At 72.6% G+C, this 20,952-nt stretch carries 20 protein-coding genes and 8 tRNA genes; 11 read left to right on the forward strand and 17 right to left on the reverse strand.

From position 1 onward, the window contains the following. The 5 genes from LE181_RS11175 to LE181_RS11195 all read right to left on the reverse strand — a co-directional run. Positions 1-976: ALF repeat-containing protein (locus LE181_RS11175; protein ID WP_225661078.1), on the reverse strand; the 976-nt coding region annotated here is incomplete at its 3' end. 206 nt (positions 977-1,182) lie between these two features. Continuing rightward, positions 1,183-1,743, reverse strand: a complete 561-nt coding sequence (locus LE181_RS11180; RefSeq protein WP_225661079.1) for an HIT family protein — start codon at positions 1,741-1,743, stop codon at positions 1,183-1,185. A gap of 75 nt (positions 1,744-1,818) precedes the next feature. After that, positions 1,819-3,795 (reverse strand): threonine--tRNA ligase, encoded by a 1,977-nt coding sequence (thrS, locus tag LE181_RS11185; RefSeq protein WP_225661080.1) that lies wholly within the window; start codon positions 3,793-3,795, stop codon positions 1,819-1,821. Between the two features lie 83 nt (positions 3,796-3,878). After that, positions 3,879-5,111, reverse strand: coding sequence for a hypothetical protein (locus tag LE181_RS11190; RefSeq protein ID WP_225661081.1), 1,233 nt, complete (start codon positions 5,109-5,111; stop codon positions 3,879-3,881). Further along, on the reverse strand, positions 5,111-5,698 hold the full coding sequence (locus LE181_RS11195; RefSeq protein WP_225661082.1) for a DUF4365 domain-containing protein: 588 nt from the start codon (positions 5,696-5,698) through the stop codon (positions 5,111-5,113). The genes LE181_RS11190 and LE181_RS11195 overlap by 1 nt, the downstream gene beginning before the upstream one ends. A gap of 165 nt (positions 5,699-5,863) precedes the next feature. Here LE181_RS11195 and LE181_RS11200 point away from each other — a divergent pair, with 165 nt between their 5' ends. After that, entirely contained in the window at positions 5,864-6,589 is a 726-nt protein-coding gene (locus LE181_RS11200; RefSeq protein ID WP_225661083.1) for a 3'-5' exonuclease, read from the forward strand. A 63-nt stretch (positions 6,590-6,652) separates the two neighbouring features. Here LE181_RS11200 and LE181_RS11205 read toward each other — a convergent pair. The 3 genes from LE181_RS11205 to LE181_RS11215 form a co-directional block, all read right to left on the reverse strand. Further along, positions 6,653-6,724 (reverse strand) — tRNA-Val (locus LE181_RS11205). A 160-nt stretch (positions 6,725-6,884) separates the two neighbouring features. Continuing rightward, positions 6,885-6,956 (reverse strand) — tRNA-Val (locus LE181_RS11210). 73 nt (positions 6,957-7,029) lie between these two features. Beyond that, the gene (locus tag LE181_RS11215; protein ID WP_225661084.1) at positions 7,030-7,461 is read right to left on the reverse strand and encodes a TIGR02611 family protein; all 432 of its coding nucleotides are present in this window, start codon (positions 7,459-7,461) and stop codon (positions 7,030-7,032) included. A 191-nt stretch (positions 7,462-7,652) separates the two neighbouring features. On the opposite strand from LE181_RS11215, the gene LE181_RS11220 reads away from it, so the two are divergent. Beyond that, entirely contained in the window at positions 7,653-8,066 is a 414-nt protein-coding gene (locus LE181_RS11220) for an SsgA family sporulation/cell division regulator (RefSeq protein ID WP_003959770.1), read from the forward strand. Positions 8,067-8,276: 210 nt separating this feature from the next. Then, positions 8,277-8,810, forward strand: coding sequence for a CGNR zinc finger domain-containing protein (locus tag LE181_RS11225; protein WP_225661085.1), 534 nt, complete (start codon positions 8,277-8,279; stop codon positions 8,808-8,810). Positions 8,811-8,831: 21 nt separating this feature from the next. On the opposite strand, the gene LE181_RS11230 is transcribed toward LE181_RS11225, so the two are convergent. Together LE181_RS11230 and LE181_RS11235 are read right to left on the reverse strand one after the other, a co-directional pair. Next, positions 8,832-8,972, reverse strand: a complete 141-nt coding sequence (locus tag LE181_RS11230; RefSeq protein ID WP_190108976.1) for a hypothetical protein — start codon at positions 8,970-8,972, stop codon at positions 8,832-8,834. 68 nt (positions 8,973-9,040) lie between these two features. After that, positions 9,041-9,490 carry a hypothetical protein gene (locus tag LE181_RS11235; RefSeq protein WP_225661086.1) on the reverse strand — a complete coding sequence of 150 codons (450 nt, stop codon included), beginning with the start codon at positions 9,488-9,490 and terminating at the stop codon, positions 9,041-9,043. Between the two features lie 167 nt (positions 9,491-9,657). Here LE181_RS11235 and LE181_RS11240 point away from each other — a divergent pair, with 167 nt between their 5' ends. After that, positions 9,658-10,182, forward strand: a complete 525-nt coding sequence (locus LE181_RS11240) for a DsbA family protein (protein ID WP_225661087.1) — start codon at positions 9,658-9,660, stop codon at positions 10,180-10,182. Positions 10,183-10,235: 53 nt separating this feature from the next. Here LE181_RS11240 and LE181_RS11245 read toward each other — a convergent pair whose 3' ends face one another. Genes LE181_RS11245 through LE181_RS11255 form a run of 3 tightly spaced genes read right to left on the reverse strand, consistent with a single transcriptional unit; the run spans position 10,236 to position 12,959 of the window. Continuing rightward, the gene (locus tag LE181_RS11245) at positions 10,236-11,060 is read right to left on the reverse strand and encodes a GNAT family N-acetyltransferase (RefSeq protein ID WP_225661088.1); all 825 of its coding nucleotides are present in this window, start codon (positions 11,058-11,060) and stop codon (positions 10,236-10,238) included. A gap of 40 nt (positions 11,061-11,100) precedes the next feature. Then, entirely contained in the window at positions 11,101-11,922 is an 822-nt protein-coding gene (locus tag LE181_RS11250) for an aminotransferase class IV (protein WP_225661089.1), read from the reverse strand. Beyond that, positions 11,919-12,959 (reverse strand): chorismate-binding protein, encoded by a 1,041-nt coding sequence (locus LE181_RS11255; protein WP_225661095.1) that lies wholly within the window; start codon positions 12,957-12,959, stop codon positions 11,919-11,921. Before LE181_RS11255 ends, LE181_RS11250 begins: the two co-directional genes overlap by 4 nt. A 276-nt stretch (positions 12,960-13,235) precedes the next feature. On the opposite strand from LE181_RS11255, the gene LE181_RS11260 reads away from it, so the two are divergent. From LE181_RS11260 to LE181_RS11285, 6 genes are all read left to right on the forward strand, one after another. Continuing rightward, positions 13,236-13,308: transfer RNA gene (locus LE181_RS11260), tRNA-Gly, on the forward strand. A 35-nt stretch (positions 13,309-13,343) separates the two neighbouring features. Then, positions 13,344-13,417, forward strand: a tRNA-Cys gene (locus tag LE181_RS11265). Between the two features lies 1 nt (position 13,418). After that, positions 13,419-13,490 (forward strand) — tRNA-Val (locus LE181_RS11270). Positions 13,491-13,513: 23 nt separating this feature from the next. Continuing rightward, positions 13,514-13,585 (forward strand) — tRNA-Val (locus tag LE181_RS11275). A gap of 13 nt (positions 13,586-13,598) precedes the next feature. Then, positions 13,599-13,670 (forward strand) — tRNA-Val (locus LE181_RS11280). Positions 13,671-13,693: 23 nt separating this feature from the next. After that, positions 13,694-13,768: transfer RNA gene (locus LE181_RS11285), tRNA-Val, on the forward strand. Between the two features lie 235 nt (positions 13,769-14,003). Here the strand turns inward: LE181_RS11285 and LE181_RS11290 are convergent. Continuing rightward, positions 14,004-14,207 carry a hypothetical protein gene (locus tag LE181_RS11290; RefSeq protein WP_225661090.1) on the reverse strand — a complete coding sequence of 68 codons (204 nt, stop codon included), beginning with the start codon at positions 14,205-14,207 and terminating at the stop codon, positions 14,004-14,006. Positions 14,208-14,789: 582 nt separating this feature from the next. Here LE181_RS11290 and LE181_RS11295 point away from each other — a divergent pair. After that, complete coding sequence (locus tag LE181_RS11295; RefSeq protein WP_225661091.1) at positions 14,790-16,160, forward strand: serine/threonine-protein kinase; 1,371 nt, start codon at positions 14,790-14,792, stop codon at positions 16,158-16,160. 142 nt (positions 16,161-16,302) lie between these two features. Here LE181_RS11295 and LE181_RS11300 read toward each other — a convergent pair whose 3' ends face one another. The 3 genes from LE181_RS11300 to cobT form a co-directional block, all read right to left on the reverse strand. Further along, positions 16,303-17,121: a TrmH family RNA methyltransferase gene (locus LE181_RS11300; RefSeq protein ID WP_225661092.1), complete on the reverse strand. Its 819-nt coding sequence runs from the start codon at positions 17,119-17,121 to the stop codon at positions 16,303-16,305. A gap of 54 nt (positions 17,122-17,175) precedes the next feature. Beyond that, positions 17,176-18,414, reverse strand: a complete 1,239-nt coding sequence (cobA, locus tag LE181_RS11305) for a uroporphyrinogen-III C-methyltransferase (RefSeq protein WP_225661093.1) — start codon at positions 18,412-18,414, stop codon at positions 17,176-17,178. Positions 18,415-18,743: 329 nt separating this feature from the next. Next, positions 18,744-20,952 (reverse strand): nicotinate-nucleotide--dimethylbenzimidazole phosphoribosyltransferase (gene cobT / locus LE181_RS11310; protein WP_225661094.1); only part of this gene is annotated, 2,209 nt, incomplete at its 5' end.

Below are 20,952 nucleotides of genomic sequence, written 5' to 3' on the forward strand. Positions count from 1 at the left end.
GCGACGCCGCCTGGGCGGCACCCGCCGCGGCGGACGCGGCCTGGGACGCGGCGCTCGCCGCGATGCGGGCGGAGTTGTTCGCCGCACGGGCCGCGCTGATGGCCTCCTGCGCGGCCTCGGCCGCGCTGCTCGCCGCATCGGCGGCCCGGCCCGCGGCGTTCGCCGCCCGCTGGGAGTCCTTCTTCGCGGCCTCGGTCTCGGCCGACGCCTTCTTGGCCGCCTCCTTCGCCAGCTGCGACGCGGCCACCGCCCGTTCCGAGGCGTCCTTGGCCGCATCGGTCTCGCGCTTGGCCGTCCTGCCCGCCTCGGCGGCCTGCTGCGCCAGCTCGGAGACGGAGGCCCGCTCCTGGTCCCGGGCGCGCGCCACGTACTGGCCGCGGTCGAGGAACTCGCGCACGTCCTCCGAGTCGCCGTTCAGCGCGACCTTGGCGGCCTCCTTGGTCGCCGGGCCGCCGGCCGTGAGGATCTGTACGAGCCGGACGCGGTCGTCCTGCTCCCGGGCGGAGAACTGGTACTCGCTGAGGAAGTCACGCACGTCCCCGGCCGTCCCGGCGAGCGCGGCCTTCGCCGCCTCCTGGACCTTGCTGCCGGCGCCGTCCGCGATCTGCGTGACGCGTATGCGCTGGTCCTTTTCGAGCGGCTCCCACCACCCGTTCGCCAGGAACTTGTCCAGGTCCTCCCGGGACCCGGCGAGCGCCTTCTGCGCGGCTTCGCGCACCATCCGGCCGCCGATGCTGAGCAGCTGGACCGTCTGCACGCGGTCGTCGTGCGTCTCGGCGACGTCCTTCTCGGCGCTCAGGAAGCGGCGCACGTCGTCGTCGCTGCCCGTGAGGGCGGCTTCGGCCGCCGCGGTGACGCCCGGGCCACCCGATTTCCACAATTCGACCACGCGGGCGCGGTCGTTCGCCGGCGACCCCTCCGCCGCAGTGGCGGGGCTCGTCCCGAGAAGACCCGCGACGAGCGCTCCGGGGAGCACTCCGAGGGACAGTAATCCTGCACCCAGAGGCCGTTGTCTCTTCGCTCGCGCGAAAGAGGCACCTGTTCTCACCACGCCGACCTTTCCTGTCAGTTGCATACGCCATGCTCAGGCGTGGCGTGAATACTGACAGGTAAGTTCGGAATAAATAAGTCCGTATTTGCCGGACCAAACGGACGGCCAGCCGGCCGACCAAACGGAACGTCTCAGACCGTCGGCCAGACGTCGGCGAGCATCTTCCGGGTGTCGGCGAGGAGCTGCGGCAGCACCTTCGTGTGGCCCACGACCGGCATGAAGTTGGTGTCGCCGCCCCAGCGCGGAACGATGTGCTGGTGCAGATGGGCGGCGATGCCGGCGCCGGCCGTGGTGCCCTGGTTCATGCCGATGTTGAAGCCGTGCGCCCCGGAGGCGGCGCGCAGCGCACGCATCGCACGCTTGGTGAAGTCGGCCAGCTCGGCGGTCTCGGCCTCGTCCAGCTCCGTGTAGTCGGCGACGTGCCGGAACGGGACGATCATGCAGTGCCCGCCGTTGTACGGGTAGAGGTTGAGCACCGCGTAGACGAGCTCGCCACGGGCGATGATCAGCCCGTCCTCGTCGGCCTTGGCCGGGATGGAGCAGAACGGGCAGCCGTCGTCGGCACCCGGCCCGGTGGGCTTGTTCTCCCCCTGGATGTAGGCCATCCGGTGGGGCGTCCACAGGCGCTGGAAGGCGTCGGGCGCCCCCACTCCGAACTGCTGCTCCGGCTCACTCGTCATGGGGGCCAGCATATTCCCCGGAACGGAAACGCCGAGGGGCGGCCCGGGTGGGCCGCCCCTGCCGTCCCCGCGGAGGCGGGGAGCACATCACACCTGGACGCGACGCTCCACCACGTCGACGAGCTTCGCGATGGCCTGGTCGCGCGGGATGCCGTTCTCCTGCGAGCCGTCGCGGTAGCGGAACGAGACCGCACCGTTGGCGACGTCCTCGTCACCCGCGATGATCATGAACGGCACCTTGGACTTCTGGGCGTTCCGGATCTTCTTCTGCATGCGGTCCGAGGAGGCGTCGACCTCGACCCGCAGCCCCTTCTTCTTCGCCTCGGCGGCGAAGTCCTGCAGGTACTCGACGTGCGCGTCGCCGATCGGGATGCCCGTCGCCTGGACCGGGGCCAGCCACGCCGGGAACGCACCCGCGTAGTGCTCCAGCAGGACGGCGAAGAAGCGCTCGATCGAGCCGAACAGCGCGCGGTGGATCATGACCGGGCGCTGCTTGGAACCGTCCGCCGCGGTGTACTCCAGGTCGAAGCGCTCCGGCAGGTTGAAGTCGAGCTGGATGGTCGACATCTGCCAGGTACGGCCGATGGCGTCCTTCGCCTGGACCGAGATCTTCGGGCCGTAGAAGGCCGCGCCACCCGGGTCGGCGACGAGCTCCAGCCCCTGCTTCTCGGCGACCTTGCGCAGGGTCTCGGTCGCCTCCTCCCACGCCTCGTCCGAGCCGACGAACTTCTCCGGGTCCTTGGTGGACAGCTCCAGGTAGAAGTCGTTCAGGCCGTAGTCGCGCAGCAGGTCCAGGACGAAGGTGAGCGTCCGGTCGAGCTCCTCGCCCATCTGCTCACGGGTGCAGTAGATGTGCGCGTCGTCCTGCGTGAAGCCACGGGCACGGGTCAGGCCGTGCACGACGCCCGACTTCTCGTACCGGTACACGGTGCCGAACTCGAACATGCGCAGCGGCAGCTCGCGGTACGAGCGTCCCCGGGCGTCGAAGATCAGGTTGTGCATCGGGCAGTTCATGGGCTTGAGGTAGTAGTCCACGCCCTCGTCGAGCTGCATGGGCGGGTACATGCCGTCGGCGTACCAGTCCAGGTGGCCCGAGGTCTCGAAGAGCTTCCCCTTGGTGGCGTGGGGGGTGTAGACGAACTCGTACCCCTCTTCCTCGTGCCTCTTCCGCGAGTAGTCCTCCATGACCCGGCGGATGATGCCGCCCTTGGGGTGGAAGACGGCCAGGCCCGAGCCGATCTGCTCCGGGACGGAGAAGAGGTCCAGCTCGTTGCCGAGCTTGCGGTGGTCGCGCTTCTCGGCCTCGGCGAGGAACTCCAGGTGCGCCTTCAGCTCGTCCTTCGACGGCCACGCGGTGCCGTAGATGCGCTGGAGCATGGGGTTCTTCTCGCTGCCGCGCCAGTACGCGGCGGCGTTGCGCATCAGCTTGAACGCCGGGATGACGCGGGTGGTGGGCAGGTGCGGACCGCGGCAGAGGTCCTTCCAGCACAGCTCGCCGGTCTTCGCGTCCAGGTTGTCGTAGATGGTGAGCTCGCCCGCGCCCACCTCGACGTCCGCGCCGTCGTCGTGCGAGGCGGAGCCCTTGAGGCCGATCAGCTCCAGCTTGTACGGCTCGTCGGCGAGCTCCTCGCGGGCGGCCTCGTCGGTGACGACGCGGCGCGAGAAGCGCTGACCACGCTTCTGGATCTCCTGCATCTTCTTCTCGATGAGCTTGAGGTCATCGGGAGTGAAGGGCTTCTCGACGTCGAAGTCGTAGTAGAAACCGTCCTTGACCGGCGGGCCGATGCCCAGCTTGGCCTCGGGGAAGAGCTCCTGCACGGCCTGGGCCATGACGTGGGCGGTCGAGTGGCGCAGGATGTTCAGGCCGTCCTCGGAGGAGATCTGGACGGGCTCGATCTCCTCGCCGTCGGCGACGACGTACGCCAGGTCCTTCAGCTCGCCCGCGACGCGCGCGGCGACGACGGTGCGCTCACCGGAGAAGAGGTCGGCGGCCGTAGTGCCCGTCGTCACCACGCGCTCTTCCCGCTCGGAATCGCGTTGGATGATCACACGGACGTCTGACACCGGTCTCTCCTGACGTAGGGGTCGCTGCAGTGCTCACTGCGCGCCTGAATCGTACCGAGCCCGGACCCCTGGTCGCTAAACGGTTATACGGTGCCGTGCTGCTCCCCGTTCTCCTCCGTCCCGTCGTCCGTCCCCGTCCCCCCGTCCCCCGCCTTCTCCTCGAAGAGGTCGAGGTGCTCGTGGAGGGACTTCAGCAGGCGGTCCCTCTCGGCCTCGTCGACCCGTACGGGCAGGACGCCGCGGGCCCCGGCGAGACGCCGGAAGCCGCCCCGGCTCTCCAGGCGTCCGCTGACGGTCACGGGCAGGCCGGCGAGGTGGGCGTGGCCGGCGATGCGGTAGTCGTCCTCGGAGAGGGTGGCGCGGACCTGGGTGACGTCTGCGCCGGCGAGGACCCGTAGCCGTACCGTGCCCGTGCCGCCTGGTGTCTCGCGGCGCATGTGCACCACCGTTGCGGTGATCCGGACGGGTACCGCGGGCTCGTCGCGTACGTAGCGGGCGCCCGCCTCGCGCAGGGCGGGGAGGTCGCCGGGGGTGAACTCCACGGGCTCGGGCCGGGCGGCGAAGCCTCGGGGGGCGCCGGCGGCCGGGGCCCAGCGCACGGTCAGGCGCAGGCCCTGCGAGCCGCTGATCAAGGTGACGAGGGCTTCGGTGAGCTCGTGGGAGACGCCTGCCTCGACCGCCGCGCCGAAGGCGTCGGTGCGGCCGGTGGCGCGCTGGTAGTCGGTGGCGTCGCGGGCTGCCTGCAGGGCGCGCAGCAGGGTGGTGACCAGGGGGCGGCCGCCTTCGGTGACGGCGCCGGCCGGGGGGTCGACGGGGACGAAGACGGTCAGTTCGCGGCCGCCGGGAGCGGGGCCCACGAGGAGGGGGGCGAGGGCGGCGTCGGCCCGGTGGCGGCGCCGGGCGCCGTGGTGGCCGGTGCGCTCGTGGGTGGCGAGGGCGCCGGCGAGCAGCAGGGCGCGGGCCCCGGCGCGCAGGCGTTCCTGGGCGGTCCAGGCGGCCGCGGGGGCGCGGGGGTCGGTGATCTCGCGGGTCCAGTGGATCTCGTCGCTGGGCAGGCGCAGGGCGATGAGGATGTCGCGGGCGGAGGGCGCGGCGCTGCGTTCGAGGGCGGTGAGGGCCTCGGTGATCAGGTCGGCGCTGTCGGGGAGGGCGGGGTCGACCGGTACGAGGAGGCTGGCTCCGGTGCCGTCGGGGGGTGTCCAGCGGCTGTAGCGGCCGCTTTCTCCGCCGCGGCGGCGCCAGCCGTGCCGGGCCAGGAGGGCGCCGAGGACGGCGGGGTCCGGCAGGTGCCGGGATGGTGGGGTCGGCCGGTGCATCAGGGTCTCCCTCCCGCCCCGACCCGCGTCATGATCTCGCAGAGTGCGCGGTCGTCGAAGACGCGTGAGGTCGGGATCCGCACGGTGGTCCTGCGCCGGCCGGTGACGGGATGGCCGGCGAGGTTGGTCCAGTAGCAGCAGTGCCGCAGGGCGAGGTGGTCGTGGCCGGCCCGCAGCCAGTCGTCCCGGGCGCGCGGCACGATCATCACGACGAGGATCTTGTGGACCGAGACGGGGGTGCGGGCGAGTTTGGCCAGGTGGTCGTTGTCGAGGGTGAAGCCGAAGGTGGGGGCGGCGCGCAGGGGGGTGCGGGGCGGCAGCTGGTAGGTGCTCTTGAGCTGCACCTTGATGGTGACCTCGTCGTCGTCCGTGTGGCCGGGGGCGCTGTGGCTGACGTGCCAGTCGATGCCGTTGTCGGGGAAGGGCTGGGCCAGGGAGCAGCCGGCCGCGGCGGCGACGGCGTGCAGGTAGCCGATCTGGAGGGTCTCCATGCACGCGGTGGTGGCGAGGGTGCCGCGGCCGGGCGGGGTGGGGCCGGGCGGTCGGCTGCCGGTGGGCGTGGCCGGGTCGGGCTGAGCGAGCGCCATGTCCGAAAAACCTTCCGGGCTCGCCGGTCTTTGAGTCGTACATCTGTGTTGTCTCCTCGTGAACTGCCCGGCAAACAGCGGCGGTTCGGGTGGCGTGGCGGCCGGGTATCACCTGGCGGGGAGGGAAAACACGCCATGTGACGGACAAGCGCGAGGAGTTGTGTCATGCCGTGCTGGTTCGAGGGGCCGCTGGCGGCCTTCGACACCGAGACGACCGGAGTCGACGTGGAGCGGGACCGGATCGTGTCGGCGGCTTTCGTGACGCAGTCACAGACGGGGGCCTCGCCGGTGATCACCCGTTGGCTGGTGAATCCGGGGGTGCCCGTGCCGGTCGAGTCGACCGCGATACACGGGCTGAGCGAGGAGCATCTGCAGCGGCACGGCCGGTGGCCGGCGCCGGTGATGGAGGAGGTGGCGCGGGCCCTGGCGATGCATGCGGCGCGGGGCATACCGCTGGTGGTGATGAACGCTCCGTTCGATCTGACCCTGCTGGACCGGGAGTTGCGCCGGCACCGGGCGTCGACGCTGGCGTCGTATCTGGGCGGCGGGTCGCTGTGCGTGATGGATCCGTGGGTGCTGGACAAGCATCTGGACCGCTATCGCAAGGGGCGGCGGACGCTGGCCGATCTGTGCGGGCAGTACGGGGTGGAGCTGGTGGGGGCGCACGACGCGGCGACGGACGCCACGGCGGCGATGGAGGTGGTGCGGGCGGTGGGGCGCCGGTTCGCCTCGCGTCTGGAGCGGCTGAGTCCGGCGGAGCTGCACACGCGGCAGGCGGTGTGGCACGCGGCACAGGCGCGGGGGCTGCAGGCGTGGTTCGCGCGCAACGGGTCGGACGAGGAGTGCGATCCGGCGTGGCCGCTGCGGCCGGATCTTCCCGCGGCGGCGTGAGGGGGCCGGGGGCCGGAACGACGAAGGCCGGCCCGTCAGTTGACGGACCGGCCTTCGTTGCTGTGGGCGATACTGGGATCGAACCAGTGACCTCTTCGGTGTGAACGAAGCGCTCTCCCGCTGAGCTAATCGCCCGGGATTTCGTCCGGGGTTTCCCCCGGCGACGCACTGAACAATACAGGTCGCGGTGGCTCTCGTTCAAATCCCGCCCGGAGGGCGTTCCGCCCCGTTGCCGGGCGCATGAAAAAGGACCGGGGTCCGTGAGGTGTGTACCTCACGGACCCCGGTCCGGCTGTGGGCGATACTGGGATCGAACCAGTGACCTCTTCGGTGTGAACGAAGCGCTCTCCCGCTGAGCTAATCGCCCGGGCGCACCGCAAACATTACCGCATGTCAGGCGGTGCCCAGAACCATCCCGCGCCTGGTCAGGGCCCCGGCGGTCACTTGCCGATCTTCCAGGGCAGCTCGAAGCCGTACTTGGCGACGTAGACGCCGACGAGCGCGGCGACGATCACCAGGCCGGTGACGGTGAGGATGATGTTGCGGCGCCGGACCTTGGGGTCGAGGGCGCGCTGGGCGGCCTCGGTGACCTTGCGCTTGGTCCAGCGCAGCACCAGCTGGGCCCAGACGAACTCGGTCGCCCAGATGGCCATGCCACCGAAGATCACCAGCCAGCCGGGGCCGGGCAGGGGCAGCATGATGATGCCGGCGATCACCACGGCGAGGCCCACGACGAAGACGCCGACCTGCCAGCTCAGGTGCAGTGTCCGGGACCGCTTGACGAAGTGGGGGGCCCGGGAGCCGAGGCCCTTGTCGGATCCGTCAGCGCCGTCCGTAGCGGCGTCTCTGCGCTCGTCACTCTCCGCGTTCATGCGGCCCAACGTACCGGACCGGCATGAACTCACCGGTTCGGCGGTATGCGCAACGTGACGACTGGGCCGTCCGGGGTATACGAAGGGCCTCAAAACGGTCAGAGGGGTTTACAACGGCACCGTAGGTGGCATGTCGATTTCGCCGACGTGCGAATCCCCGAGCGCACACTGAGCGAAAGGCCCTGGCGCTTATGAACACCACGGTCAGCTGCGAGCTGCACCTGCGCCTCGTTGTGTCGAGCGAATCCTCACTGCCTGTACCCGCAGGCCTGCGGTACGACACGGCCGATCCCTATGCCGTGCACGCCACCTTCCACACCGGAGCCGAAGAGACGGTCGAGTGGGTCTTCGCCCGCGACCTGCTCGCCGAGGGCCTGCACCGGCCCACCGGCACGGGCGACGTCCGCGTCTGGCCGTCCCGCAGCCACGGCCAGGGCGTCGTCTGCATCGCGCTGAGTTCCCCGGAGGGCGAGGCCCTCCTGGAGGCTCCGGCGCGAGCACTGGAGTCGTTCCTCAAGCGGACCGACGCCGCCGTCCCGCCGGGCACCGAACACCGTCACTTCGACCTGGACACCGAGCTCTCGCACATCCTGGCCGAGAGCTGATGCCGGGCAGGAGCTGATCCGGGCGCGCCGGCCCACTCGGGGAGGCCCGCGCGCCACATCCGGACATCTCGCATAACGGCATGACACGGCGCCGTCGCCGCGGATCCACCGCGGACGACGGCGCCGCTGTGCCGGGGAGCCGCTAGAGTCTGCTGCCCGCAGTCGAACAATTGCCGCCCCACCTCCGTCCGGCCAGGGAGCGAACGATCCGTGCTGATCAATCACGACACCCGGTGCACGCTCGACAGCATCGTCGATCTGCTGAACATGGACCTCGATGCAACGGACGCCCTGGAGGGCTTCGTCGAGCGCCATGACATCAGCAACGTCGGTCCGCTCGGGGCGCCGGACCTGACGGCCGTGCGGTCCATACGCGAGCGATTCGCGCAGGTATTCGACACCCAGGACACCCGGGCCACGGCGGAGCTGCTGAACGCGCTGGTCGCCGAGGCGGGCACCACCCCCCGGCTGACCGATCACGACGGCTACGACTGGCACGTGCACTACTTCGCGCCGGGCGCCTCGCTCGCCGAGCACCTGGCGGCGGACGGGGGCATGGCGCTGGCCTTCCTGCTGGTGGAAGGTGAGCTCGAACGGCTGCGACGCTGCGAGGCACCGGATTGCGGGCGCGCCTTCGTCGATCTCTCGCGCAATCGCTCCCGCCGCTACTGCGACGGACGCACCTGCGGAAACCGCCTGCACGTCGCGGCGTACCGGGCGCGGCGGCGGGGCACCGCGGACTGAGGCCCGGCCGGTGGCCGGGCGTCACCAGCGGTAGAGGTCGTGCACGGCGGTGAGCAGGATCAGCGTCGCGACGAAGGCGAGGAAAAACATCAGTGGCGGCTGGGAGAGCGCGAACAGACAGCCGCGCGGCTCTTCGGTGATCTGGGCCGGTTCGTCGTTCATCTCCGACAGATCATGGCGCAGCGTCCCCCGGCTACCTCACCAACGTGTCACTCGTGCGGGGGAGTTGTTCAGATTCCGTGTTTTTTGAGGATCGCTTCGATATCGGAGAAGTCCTCGGCGTCGCCGCCGGTGGAGCCGCGCCGCCGGGTGCCCGGGCGGTCCGGGGCGCGGGCCGGGCCGAGGGTGGGGGCGGAGCCGGCGGGCTCGACGGATCCGCCGCGGGAGGCGGCCCGCGCCGCCCGGCGTTCCGTGCGGCCGCCTCCGGCACGGCGGCCGGCGGCCCGGCTGATGAGGAACAGCAGGGCGGAGAGCGCGAGCACACCGAACCCGGCCCAGACGGCGGGCTTGAGGACGAGGTCCTGGACCCAGTCGACGATGCCCGTCATGACCAGGCCGATGGGGATCAGGGACCAGGCCGCGATGCGGGTCGCGGCGAGGAAGCGCTTGCGGTAGGCCGTCAGCAGGGCGACGCCCAGGCCGGCCGCGGACAGCGCGGCGCATACGGTCGAGGTCAGCATCCGGTCCTCCTGCCGAAGGTGGCTCCTGCCCTCCATCGTGCACCGTCCGTGGCGGCCGCGGCCACGGCCGGGCCCGGAGATCGGGGACATCTCCGGGTCGTGTCGGGGTCGCCCCGCCCGGGCACCGCCCGGTCCCGCGGGTGGGTACGGGCTGGAAGACTGGCCCCATGAGCGATACCGACACCACCCGCACCTCCCCCACCGCCCGCCCCGTCCTCGACGTGTGGTGCGAGCTGCAGTGCCCCGACTGCCACCAGGCCCTGGAGGACCTGCACGCGCTGCGCGCCCGCTACGGCGACCGGCTGGAGATCCGGCTGCGGCACTTCCCGCTGGAGAAGCACAAGCACGCCTACGCCGCCGCGCAGGCCGCCGAGGAGGCCGCCGAGCAGGGGCAGGCGTGGCCGTACGCCGAGGCCGTCCTCGCGCGCACCGGGGAGCTGGGGGCCCGGGGCGAGCGGCTGCTCGTGGACGTGGCGGCCGAGCTGGGCCTGGACGCCGAGGAGGTGGACACCGCGCTGATCGACGGGCGGCACATGCTGATCGTCGACGCGGACCAGGCCGAGGGCAAGGCGATCGGTGTGACCGGCACGCCCACGTACGTGATCGACGGCGAGCGGCTGGACGGCGGCAAGAGCCAGGAGGGGCTGCGGGAGCGCATCGAGGAGATCGTCGACCGTCTGCTCGCCGGCTGACCTTCTCCCCGCCGGGTGTCGCGGCCCTGGGGGCCGGCCGCCTGCCCGGGCGCCTAGTGCAGCAGCTTGTACAGGTGGATCTCCGTCGGTTCGTAGCCCAGGGACGCGTACAGGCCGAGCGCCGGGGCGTTGGCGGCGAAGACGTTGAGCGCCAGGGCGGCCGCACCGGCCGCCAGGCTCTCGCGCTCGGCGAGCAGCATCAGCGTGCGGCCGTGCCCCCGGCCGCGGTGGGGGGCGGCGACCTCGACGCCGAAGACCCAGGCGCTCCCCCCGGGACGCAGTGCCGCCCAGAGCGTGCCCACGTCGGTCCCCTCGTGCGCGAGGATCCGCAGGATCGTGCCGGGGGTGGCCGGGCCCTGCGGCAGCAGCAGGGCGTCATCACGCTCGGCCTTGGCCTGCGCGTGGGGGCGCGGGACGCCGCGGTCCACCCACTCCTGGACGTACGCCGCCTTCTCCGCCTCGCGCCAGCGCCCGTACTCCTCCTCGCCCATGGGCCGTGCGACGCTGCCGGCGGGCAGGGCGGGCGCTGCCGTCAGGGGCTTGGTCATGTTGCGGTTGCGCTCGACGTAGCCGAGCGCGCCCGCGAGGCCCAGGGCCGCCCGCGCGCCCGCCGGGATGCTCACCGTGATCTGGGTGCACCCCCAGCCGCGCAGCACTTCCTCGGCGGCGAGCGCGGCGACCGTGCCGCGGCCGCGGTGCCGGTCGCGTTCGTCGATGGCGAGCCGCTCGATCCTGCCGAAGCCGGGTCCGAAACGGGTGTCCGTGGCGATGTCGATCCTGCCGACGGGCCGGCTGTTGACGCAGACCTCGTACGACCGGGACCGGCCGCCGTCGCCGGTGCGCTGCTCGGGTGCGGTGGGCCGCAGGGTGGTGGTCACGTTCGTGTTGTACCGGCCCCGCGGCCCCGCGTCATCCGGTTTAGGGATCGAGGTCGGCGGTGGCGTGCTCGTCGAAGATCCGGGCGGCCTTGGCGGTCACCGGGCCCGGGGCGCCGGGGAGTTGACGGCCGTCGAGGGTGTGGACGGCCTGGACGTCGCGCAGGCTGGAGGTCAGGAAGACCTCGTCCGCGCGGTCGAGGACGTCGAAGGGCAGCTCGGTCTCCTGGGCGCCGGTCCACTCGACGACGAGGGCGCGGGTGATGCCGGGCAGGCAGCCGGAGGCCAGCGGCGGGGTGTGCAGCTCGCCGTCGAGGACGACGAAGACGTTGGAGCCGGTGCCTTCGCAGAGCGCGCCCGCGGTGTTGGCGAAGAGCGCCTCGGTGGCGCCCTGCTCCCGGGCGCGGGCGAGGGCGACGACGTTCTCGGCGTAGGAGGTGGACTTCAGGCCGGCGAGCGCGCCCCGCTCGTTGCGGGTCCAGGGGACGGTGACGGCGGCCGTGGAGCCGGGGTGGGGGGTGGCCCCGACGACGGCGACGACGAGGGTGGGGGCGGCGGTGCCCCGGTCGGAGCCGAGCGGGGAGACGCCGCCGGTGTAGGTGATGCGCAGCCGGCCGAGGGGCAGCGGGTTGGCGTCCAGCACCGCCGCGCAGGCGTGGCGCACCTCGTCGAGGTCGGGTTCGGGCAGGCCCAGGCTGCGGGCGCCGTCGGCGAGCCGGGCGAGGTGGCGGGTCAGGGCGAAGGGCCGGCCGGCGGTGGTCTTGAGGGTCTCGAAGACGCCGTCACCGACCGTGAGCCCGTGGTCGAAGACCGAGACCCGGGCGGTGTCGGCGTCGCGCAGGGCGCCGTTGAACCAGATGCTCACCGTTTCGTCCCTTCCAGCGGCTCGTGTGTCCCCGACGCTATCGCGAGGAGCCGGGACGCCTTGAGTTCCGTCTCGGCCCACTCCCGCTCGGGGTCGGAGCCCCAGGTGATGCCGGCGCCGGTGCCGAAGCGCAGGACGGGCCCGTCGGGGCCGGTGCGGTCGATCCAGAAGGTGCGGATGCCGACGGCCAGCTCACCGGTGCCCCGGTCGGCGTCGACCCAGCCGATGCCGCCGCAGTACGGGCCGCGGGGTGCGGGCTCCAGCGCCTCGATGATCTCCAGGGCGCTGGCCTTGGGGGCGCCGGTCACCGAGCCGGGAGGGAAGGTGGCGGTGAACAGCTGGGCCCAGCCGGCGCCCGGGGCGATCTCGCCGCGGACGGTGGAGACGAGGTGGACGAGGCCGGGGTGCTGCTCGACGGCGCACAGGGCGGGGACGGTCACCGAGCCGGTGGTGCACACGCGCCCGAGGTCGTTGCGGACCAGGTCCACGATCATGACGTTCTCGGCGTGGTCCTTCTCCAGCAGGTCCCCGGCGGTGCGGCCGGTGCCCTTGATGGGGCCCGACTCCACGGTGCGCCCGGAGCGGCGCAGGTAGAGCTCGGGGGAGGCGGTGGCCACCTCCACGCCGTGCGCGGGCAGCCGGACCGTTCCCGCGTAGGGGGCGGGGTTGCCCTGGGCGAGGAGGGCGGTGAGGTCGTCCACGTCGGCGGTGGACGGGTCGGGCAGGGGCGCGCTCAGCACGCGGCAGAGGTTGGCCTGGTAGACCTCGCCGGCGGCTATGTGCTCGCGGATGCGCCGTACGCCCGCGGTGTAGGCGGCGCGGTCGAGGGAGCTGGTCCACTGATCGGGAGCGGGGCCCCGCCAGCGGCCCGGCACGGGCGCGGAGGGCCGGCTGGGGCGTACGTCGCCGAAGCGGGCACAGGTGAGTCCCCCTTCGAAGTCCGCGACGACGGCCCACCAGCCGGTCGAGTCCAGGGCCGCCGGGTCGGTGGTCACATCGCGCAGATCGGTGGCGAGGAGGCCGCCGAAGCGCGCCATCGGAGAGACGCTCAAGGGGAGGCTGTGCACGTCATCGAGTCTATGGCGCGCCCCCTGAAGATCGTCTCTACCCGTGCTGCCGCCCGGCCCATGGGGCGTCCGGGGGTGCCGGTGGGGGTGCCCGCCGGGCGTCGCCGGGCCGCCCCGGAGGCGTCCGGGAGACGTCCCCGTGAACGATCAGCGCAGCATGCTGGGCAAACGGAATTTGAGCTGGCGCCGGAATCCGCTAAAGTTCAACACGTCGCCGGGACGCGGAAGCGGGCCGGAAAGACAAATGCGGACGTAGCTCAGTTGGTAGAGCACCACCTTGCCAAGGTGGATGTCGCGAGTTCGAGTCTCGTCGTCCGCTCGAGTTGGGGGATCTTCCCGAACCCCCGCACTCCTGGTGGAGTGGCCGAGAGGCGAGGCAACGGCCTGCAAAGCCGTCTACACGGGTTCAAATCCCGTCTCCACCTCCAAGGACGATTAGCTCAGCGGGAGAGCGCTTCCCTGACACGGAAGAGGTCACTGGTTCAATCCCAGTATCGTCCACCGAGGTCCTCACGGACCTTCCCGCGCGATTAGCTCAGCGGGAGAGCGCTTCCCTGACACGGAAGAGGTCACTGGTTCAATCCCAGTATCGCGCACGCAGCACATCCCGGACGATTAGCTCAGCGGGAGAGCGCTTCCCTGACACGGAAGAGGTCACTGGTTCAATCCCAGTATCGTCCACCGAGGTCCTCACGGATCTCCCCGCGCGATTAGCTCAGCGGGAGAGCGCTTCCCTGACACGGAAGAGGTCACTGGTTCAATCCCAGTATCGCGCACCACCATCGGCCGGGGGCCGGGGCTTCACGCCTCGGCCCCCGGCCCTTTTCCATGGCCGGCTCGCCTGGCGGCAGCTGAGCCGGTGACTCTGGTGACTCCCCGTGTGACCTGCGCAAACGCGACGGCCGGGTACCTCCCCAGGTACCCGGCCCGTCGTGCCGTCCGCCGCACCCCCGTCCCCACGGGGTTATGACCGGTCTGCACCCGGCCCGGGCCGCTCTCCCGGGCCGAAGACGCTCAGCGCCCCAGCATTCCGGCCACGGACGACGCTTGTGTGACGACGGCGTCCCAGCCGCCGAAGGCGACGGCGAGGAGCGCCGCCAGCGGCAGCACCATGGCCGCCGCCACGAGCGGGTGGCGGGTCGACGACGGACGCTCGCCGAAGACGTCCGCGGCCCGGCCCTGCGGCCGCCGACCCGTGCGTCCTGCGATGTCCGCCATCGCCCCGCTCCCTTCGTGTGTTCGGGAGCGGCGGGCACCTGGCCTCGGGGGACGAGTGTCGTACCCGCCGCTTGCCTTCAACACTAGGGGCGCGGCCCGCGCCCGGCGTCATGCCCTCGTACCGCTTGAACGTTCTCCCGGAGGATGAGGCCGGACCCCGGTGGCTACTCCCCTGGGTGGAGAGCCTCCCCCTGGCGTTGGGGTCTTCCCGGAAGGGTCCTGGTGACTTCCCTCACTTCCACCGCCCCGGGGCGGCCGTCCCGCGCCGCACCCCCGCCCTGCCCGGCCGACCCCGCTTCATACGTTCGACCCGGCCGCCCCGCGGCCCGGGCCACCCGGCCCCGGCCGCTCCCGGTCCCGTCAATCCCCCCTGCGCACCGGCCCCTTGAAGCCCAGGTCGCGGGGGACGGGCGGGCCGACGGCGCCCGGGGCCCCGGCCCCGGGCCACCCGCCGGCCGACGGCAATCCGCTCGCCGACGCATGCGCGGCCTCGCAGCGCGACCGTCCGTCAATCCGTAAGCTGTGCCACGTCAGACGCCGGGAAGCTACGTGGGGAAGCCCCACCGGAGGTAGGGGACGAAGATGACGATGATGCGGCTCCGGCGCGAGGACCCGCGTGTCGTCGGCTCGTTCCGGCTGCACCGGCGGCTGGGCGCGGGCGGCATGGGCGTGGTCTACCTCGGCTCCGACCGGCGCGGCCAGCGGGTCGCCCTCAAGGTCATCCGTCCGGACCTGGCGGAGGATCAGGAGTTCCGCTCGCGCTTCGCCCGCGAAGTGTCCGCCGCACGGCGGATCCGCGGCGGCTGTACGGCCCGGCTCGTGGCCGCCGACCTGGAGGCGGACCGCCCCTGGTTCGCCACCCAGTACGTACCGGGCCCCTCCCTCCACGACAAGGTCAACGAGGAAGGGCCGCTGTCGGCCGCTCAGACCGCGTCCATCGGCGCGGCGTTGGCCGAGGGGCTCCTCGCCGTGCACGACGCCGGCGTCGTCCACCGCGACCTCAAGCCGTCGAACATCCTGCTCTCCCCCAAGGGCCCCCGCATCATCGACTTCGGCATCGCCTGGGCCACCGGTGCCAGCACGCTCACCCATGTGGGGACGGCCGTCGGCTCACCCGGCTTCCTCGCCCCCGAGCAGGTGCGTGGCGCCGCCGTGACGCCCGCCACGGACGTCTTCGCGCTCGGCGCCACGCTCGCCTACGCCTCGACGGCGGACTCTCCGTTCGGGCAGGGCAGTTCGGAAGTCATGCTCTACCGCGTCGTCCACGAGGAGCCGCAGCTCATGGGCGTCCCCGACGCCCTCGCCCCCCTCGTGCACGCCTGCCTGGCCAAGGACCCCGAAGAGCGGCCCAGCACCCTGCAGCTGTCCCTGCGGCTCAAGGAGATCGCCGCCCGCGAGGCCCACGGCATCGGCGAGGGCCGGCCGCCGTCGCCCCGCCGCGAGCCGGACCGGCCCTCCGCCCGGCGCGCCGCCGAGTACGAGCGCCAGCGCACCGAACGACGGCCCGGGAGCTCACCCACACCGCGGCCGCACGCACCCCAGGGAATCCACAGCGGGAACGGCGGGCAGGGTGCTCACGGGGCCCATGCCCCGCAGGGGGCTGCCGGGGCCTCCGGTCCCGGCGGGTCCGGCGCGGGCCCGGGCGCCGGCCGCGGCAATGACGGGCGGACCGTGGCCCAGCGGGGGCCGGGCGCCGGCAGCGGCCGGAACCGGCAGACGGCACCTCGCGGCGGTGGGCGGACCAAGGCCGCCACGCGGCGCCCCGGGCCGGACCGCAAGCTCCTGCGCCAGCGGCTCATCGTCTTCGTGGTCGTGACACTGCTCGTCGCGCTGGGCATCGCCGCCGCCCAGGGCTGCCAGGGCCCCGCCCGCAGCCTGGGCGAGCTGCCCGGCGGCAGTCCTCGGGGCGGCGGGCACCACGGCGTGGCTGCCCCTGCGGCGTCTGTGTCTTAGGGCTTGGCGTTGGCCTGGCCTTGGCCTGCTCTGGCTTAGGCTTGGCTTGGGCTTGGCCTGCTCAGGCTTGGGCTTGGCCTGCTCAGGCTTGGGCTTGGCCTTGGCTTGCTCTGGCTTGGGCTTGCGCTGCCTTGGGCCGTCGTCAAGCCGTCGGGCGGCCCGCCGTCACGGCGTAGAACGCCACCGCCGCCGCAGCACCCACATTGAGCGAGTCCACCCCGTGCGCCATCGGGATGCGCACCCACTCGTCGGCCGCCCGCAGCGCACGGGCCGACAGCCCGTCACCTTCCGCACCCAGCATGAGCGCCACCCGGTCCAGCCGGTGCGGCGCCGCCTCGTCCATGGACGTGGCCTTCTCCGCCGGGGTGAGCGCGAGGACGCGGAACCCCGCCTCCCGTACGGTCTCCAGATCGCGGGGCCAGCTCTCCAGCCGCGCGTACGGCACCGAGAACACCGCCCCCATGGAGACCTTCACCGAGCGTCGGTAGAGCGGATCCGCGCAGTCCGGCGACAGCAGGACCGCGTCCATGCCGAGCGCCGCCGCGCTGCGGAAGATCGCACCGATGTTGGTGTGGTCGTTGATCCGCTCCATCACGACGACCCGGCGGGCCGTGCCGAGCAGGTCCACCGCCTGCGGCAGCGGCCTGCGCTGCATGGACGCCAGAGCACCGCGGTGCACGTGATAGCCCGTCACCCGTTCGGCCAGGTGGGGCGTGACGGCGTAGACGGGGGCCGTGCTCGCCTCGATGACGTCCTGCATCACCTCCACCCACTTGGGCGTCAGGAGCATGGACCGCATGGCGTAGCCGGCCTGGTGGGCGCGGCGGATCACCTTCTCGCCCTCGGCGATGAAGAGCCCCTCCTCCGGCTCGCGGCGCCGGCGCAGCTCCACGTCCGTCAGACCGGTGTAGTCGTGCAGCCTCGGGTCGGCGGGGTCGTCGATGGTGATGAGTTCGGCCATGGGGTGGTCTTGCCTTGTCCCTTGTGGTGATTGTCTGGGCGGCGTCGTGCTGCGTTACTGCGCCTGGGCGGCAGACGGGAGTCCCACCGGCACCACATCGCCGATGACGATGACGGCGGGCGGGCGTATGCCCTCCGCCCGCACCCTCTCCCCCGCCGTCGCGAGGGTCGCGTCCACGCGGCGCTGGGCTGCGGTCGTGCCTTCCTGGACCACCGCCACGGGGGTGTCGGCCGAGCGGCCGTGCCGGATCAGTGTTCCCGCGATCGCGCCGATGTTCTCCACCGACATCAGGAGCACCAGCGTGCCGCGCAGCCGGGCGAGTGCCTCCCAGTCGACGAGCGAGCGGGGGTCGTCGGGGGCCACGTGGCCGCTCACGACCGTGAACTCGTGTGCCACCCCGCGGTGGGTGACGGGGATTCCGGCGGCGGCCGGGACGCTGATCGAGCTGGAGATGCCCGGAACGACGGTGCACGGGATGCCGTGCTCGGCCAGGGCCTGGACCTCTTCCATGCCGCGGCCGAAGACGAACGGGTCGCCGCCCTTGAGGCGCACGACCGCCTTGCCCGCCTTGGCGTGCTCGACGAGGGCGTTGTTGATGGCCTCCTGGGCCATGAAGCGGCCGTAGGGGATCTTCGCCGCGTCGATGACCTCGACGTGGGGCGGCAGCTCGTCGAGCAGGTCGCGGGGGCCGAGGCGGTCGGCGATGACCACGTCCGCCTCGGCGAGGAGCCTGCGGCCGCGCACGGTGATCAGGTCGGGGTCGCCGGGGCCGCCGCCGACGAGGGAGACGCCCTTGGCGCGGGCGCGGTGGTGGGGGGCCGTGAGGGAGCCGTCGCGCAGGCCCTCGATCACGGCGTCGCGCACGGCGGCGGAGCGGCGGGGGTCCTGGCCGGTGAGGACGGCGACGGTGACGCCGGCGGCGCGGCCGGTGGCCGGGGTCCAGGCGGAGGCGGCGTCGGCGTCGTCGCTGCGGACGGCCCAGACGCGGCGCATCTCGGCCTCGGCGGAGGCGGCTTCGTTGGCGGCGGGGTCGTCGGTGGAGATCAGGGCGTACCAGGCGCCGTCGAGGTCGCCGTCCTGGTAGCGGCGGCGCTCCCAGCGGACTTCGCCGGCCTCGGCCATGGCCTCCACGGAGGGGGTGGCGGACGGGGAGATCAGCAGGACGTCCGCGCCTGCGGCGACGAGGGCGGGCAGTCGTCGCTGCGCGACCTGGCCGGCGCCGAGGACGACGACGCGGCGCCCGGCGAGGCGCAGTCCGACGGGATAGGCGGCGACTTCTGGGTGCTCGGCCATGCTGCTCTCCTCGTGCGAATGCGCTGGTGGGGAACACCCTAAGGGGTGCGGCACGGGCCGGTGGCGGGTCGGGGGCGGGCCGGGGCAGGACCCTTCTGGGGCTGCATTATTTACGGCCCCCGGAGAACGAACAGGTTGCCCCGGAAGTCGCCGCAAATAACGCTTTACGCCCCTGCCAGGGTCCTACCCCGTCCCGCCCCCTCACGCCGTCATTCGTCACGCAGGCCATCACGACGGTCGGCTGGCCCGCGAGCGTTCCGCTGGGCCGGGGCAGCCTGGGGAGGGTGGGTACAGCCGGGCCGCGGTACCCACTCCCCTCGTGCCGGTACTCAGCCCTTCTCGGCCACCCCTGCGGTGTCGAACGTCGCCACCTCGTGCATCGCGCGCGCCGCGCTCTGGACGACGGGCAGCGCCAGCAGGGCGCCCGTGCCCTCGCCGAGGCGCAGGTCGAGGTCGACCAGGGGGCGCAGGCCCAGCTTGGTCAGGGCCGCTACGTGGCCGGGCTCGGCGCTGCGGTGGCCGGCGATGCAGGCGGCCAGCGCCTCGGGGGCGATGGCCCTCGCCACCAGGGCGGCGGCGCCCGCGCTGACGCCGTCGAGGATCACCGGCGTGCGCAGGGACGCGCCGCCCAGGATCAGGCCGACGAGCGCGGCGTGCTCCAGGCCGCCGACGGCGGCGAGCACACCGATCGGGTCCTTCGGGTCCGGCTTGTGCAGCTCCAGGGCGCGGCGCACGACGTCGATCTTGCGGGCGTGCATCTCGTCGTTGATACCGGTGCCCCGGCCGGTGATCTCGGCCGGGTCCGCGCCGGTGAAGACGGCGATCAGGGCGGCCGACACGGTGGTGTTGGCGATGCCCATCTCGCCGGTGAGCAGGGCCTTGTTCCCTGCCGTGACCAGGTCGCGAGCCGTCTCGATGCCCACCTCGACGGCGTGCAGGGCCTCCTCGCGGGTCATCGCGGGGCCGGTGGTGAAGTCGGCCGTGCCGGGGCGGATCTTGCGCGGCAGGAGGCCGGGCGTGCTCGGCAGCTCTGCCGCCACGCCCACGTCGACGACGCAGACCTCGGCGCCGACCTGGTTGGCGAAGGCGTTGCACACGGCGCCGCCGCCCAGGAAGTTGGCGACCATCTGCGAGGTGACCTCCTGGGGCCAGGCGGTCACTCCCTGGGCGTGCACGCCGTGGTCGCCCGCGAAGATCGCGACGGCGGCCGGCTCCGGGATCGGCGGGGGGCACTTGCGGGAGAGGCCGCACAGCTGCGCGGAGATGATCTCCAGCATGCCGAGCGCGCCCGACGGCTTGGTCATCCGCTTCTGGCGCTCCCACGCCTCGCCGAGCGCCTTGGCGTCCAGCGGCCGGATGCCGCGCAGGGTCTCGGCGAGCAGGTCGTGGGGGTCCTCGCCGGGCAGCGCGCGGCGCCCGTACTCCTCCTCGTGCACGACCCATGACAGCGGGCGGCGCTTGGACCAGCCGGCCTGCATCAGCTCGGGCTCGTCGGGGAACTCGTCGACGTAGCCGATGCAGAGGTAGGCGACGACCTCCAGGTGCTCGGGCAGGCCGAGGGCGCGGACCATCTCGCGCTCGTCGAAGAAGCTGACCCAGCCGACGCCGAGGCCCTCGGCGCGGGCGGCGAGCCAGAGGTTCTCGACGGCCAGCGCGGAGGAGTACGGCGCCATCTGCGGCTGGGTGTGCCGGCCGAGGGTGTGGCGGCCGCCGCGGGTGGGGTCGGCGGTGACGACGATGTTGACGGGCGTGTCGAGGATCGCCTCGATCTTCAGTTCCTTGAACTGCTTGGCCCGTGCCTTGGGCAGCGACTTCGCGTACGCCTCGCGCTGGCGGACGGCCAGCTCGTGCATCGCCTGGCGCGTCTCCTCGGAGCGGATGACGACGAAGTCCCACGGCTGCGAGTGGCCGACGCTGGGCGCGGTGTGCGCCGCCTCCAGCACGCGCAGGAGCACCTCGTGCGGGATGGGGTCGGTGCGGAAGCCCTTGCGGATGTCGCGGCGCTCGCGGATCACCCGGTGCACCGCGGCGCGCTCGGCCTCCCCGAAGCCCTCGGCCGGCGGGCCGAGCGGCTGCTCGGGCACGGAGGGCTCCGACTCGGCTTCGGGCTCCCCTTCCGCTTCGGTCTCCGCGGTGGCTTCCTCTGCTGCGACCTCTGTTTCGGCTGCTGCGGCGGCTTCTGCCTCGACCTCTGTTTCGGCCTCGGCCTCGGTGGGCGCTTCGGGGGCGGGGGCCTGCACCGCTTCGGGTGCCGGTGCCGGAGCAGGGGGCGCTTCCACGACGGTGGGGGCCGGGGCCTCCGCCGCCTCGGGTGCCGGTGCCGGAGCAGGGGGCGCTTCCACGACGGTGGGGGCCGGGGCCTCCGCCGCCTCGGGTGCCGGTGCCGGAGCAGGGGGCGCTTCCACGACGGTGGGGGCCGGAGCCTCCGTCACGTTCGGGGCGGCCGTCTGCACGGCGTCAGGAGCGGGTGCCTGCACGGCTTCCGGGGCCGGCGCCTCCACCGGCTCGGGGGCAGGGGGCTGCACCGCTTCGGGAGCA

The organism is Streptomyces sichuanensis, assembly GCF_020328095.1.
GTDB lineage: Bacteria > Actinomycetota > Actinomycetes > Streptomycetales > Streptomycetaceae > Streptomyces > Streptomyces cinnamoneus.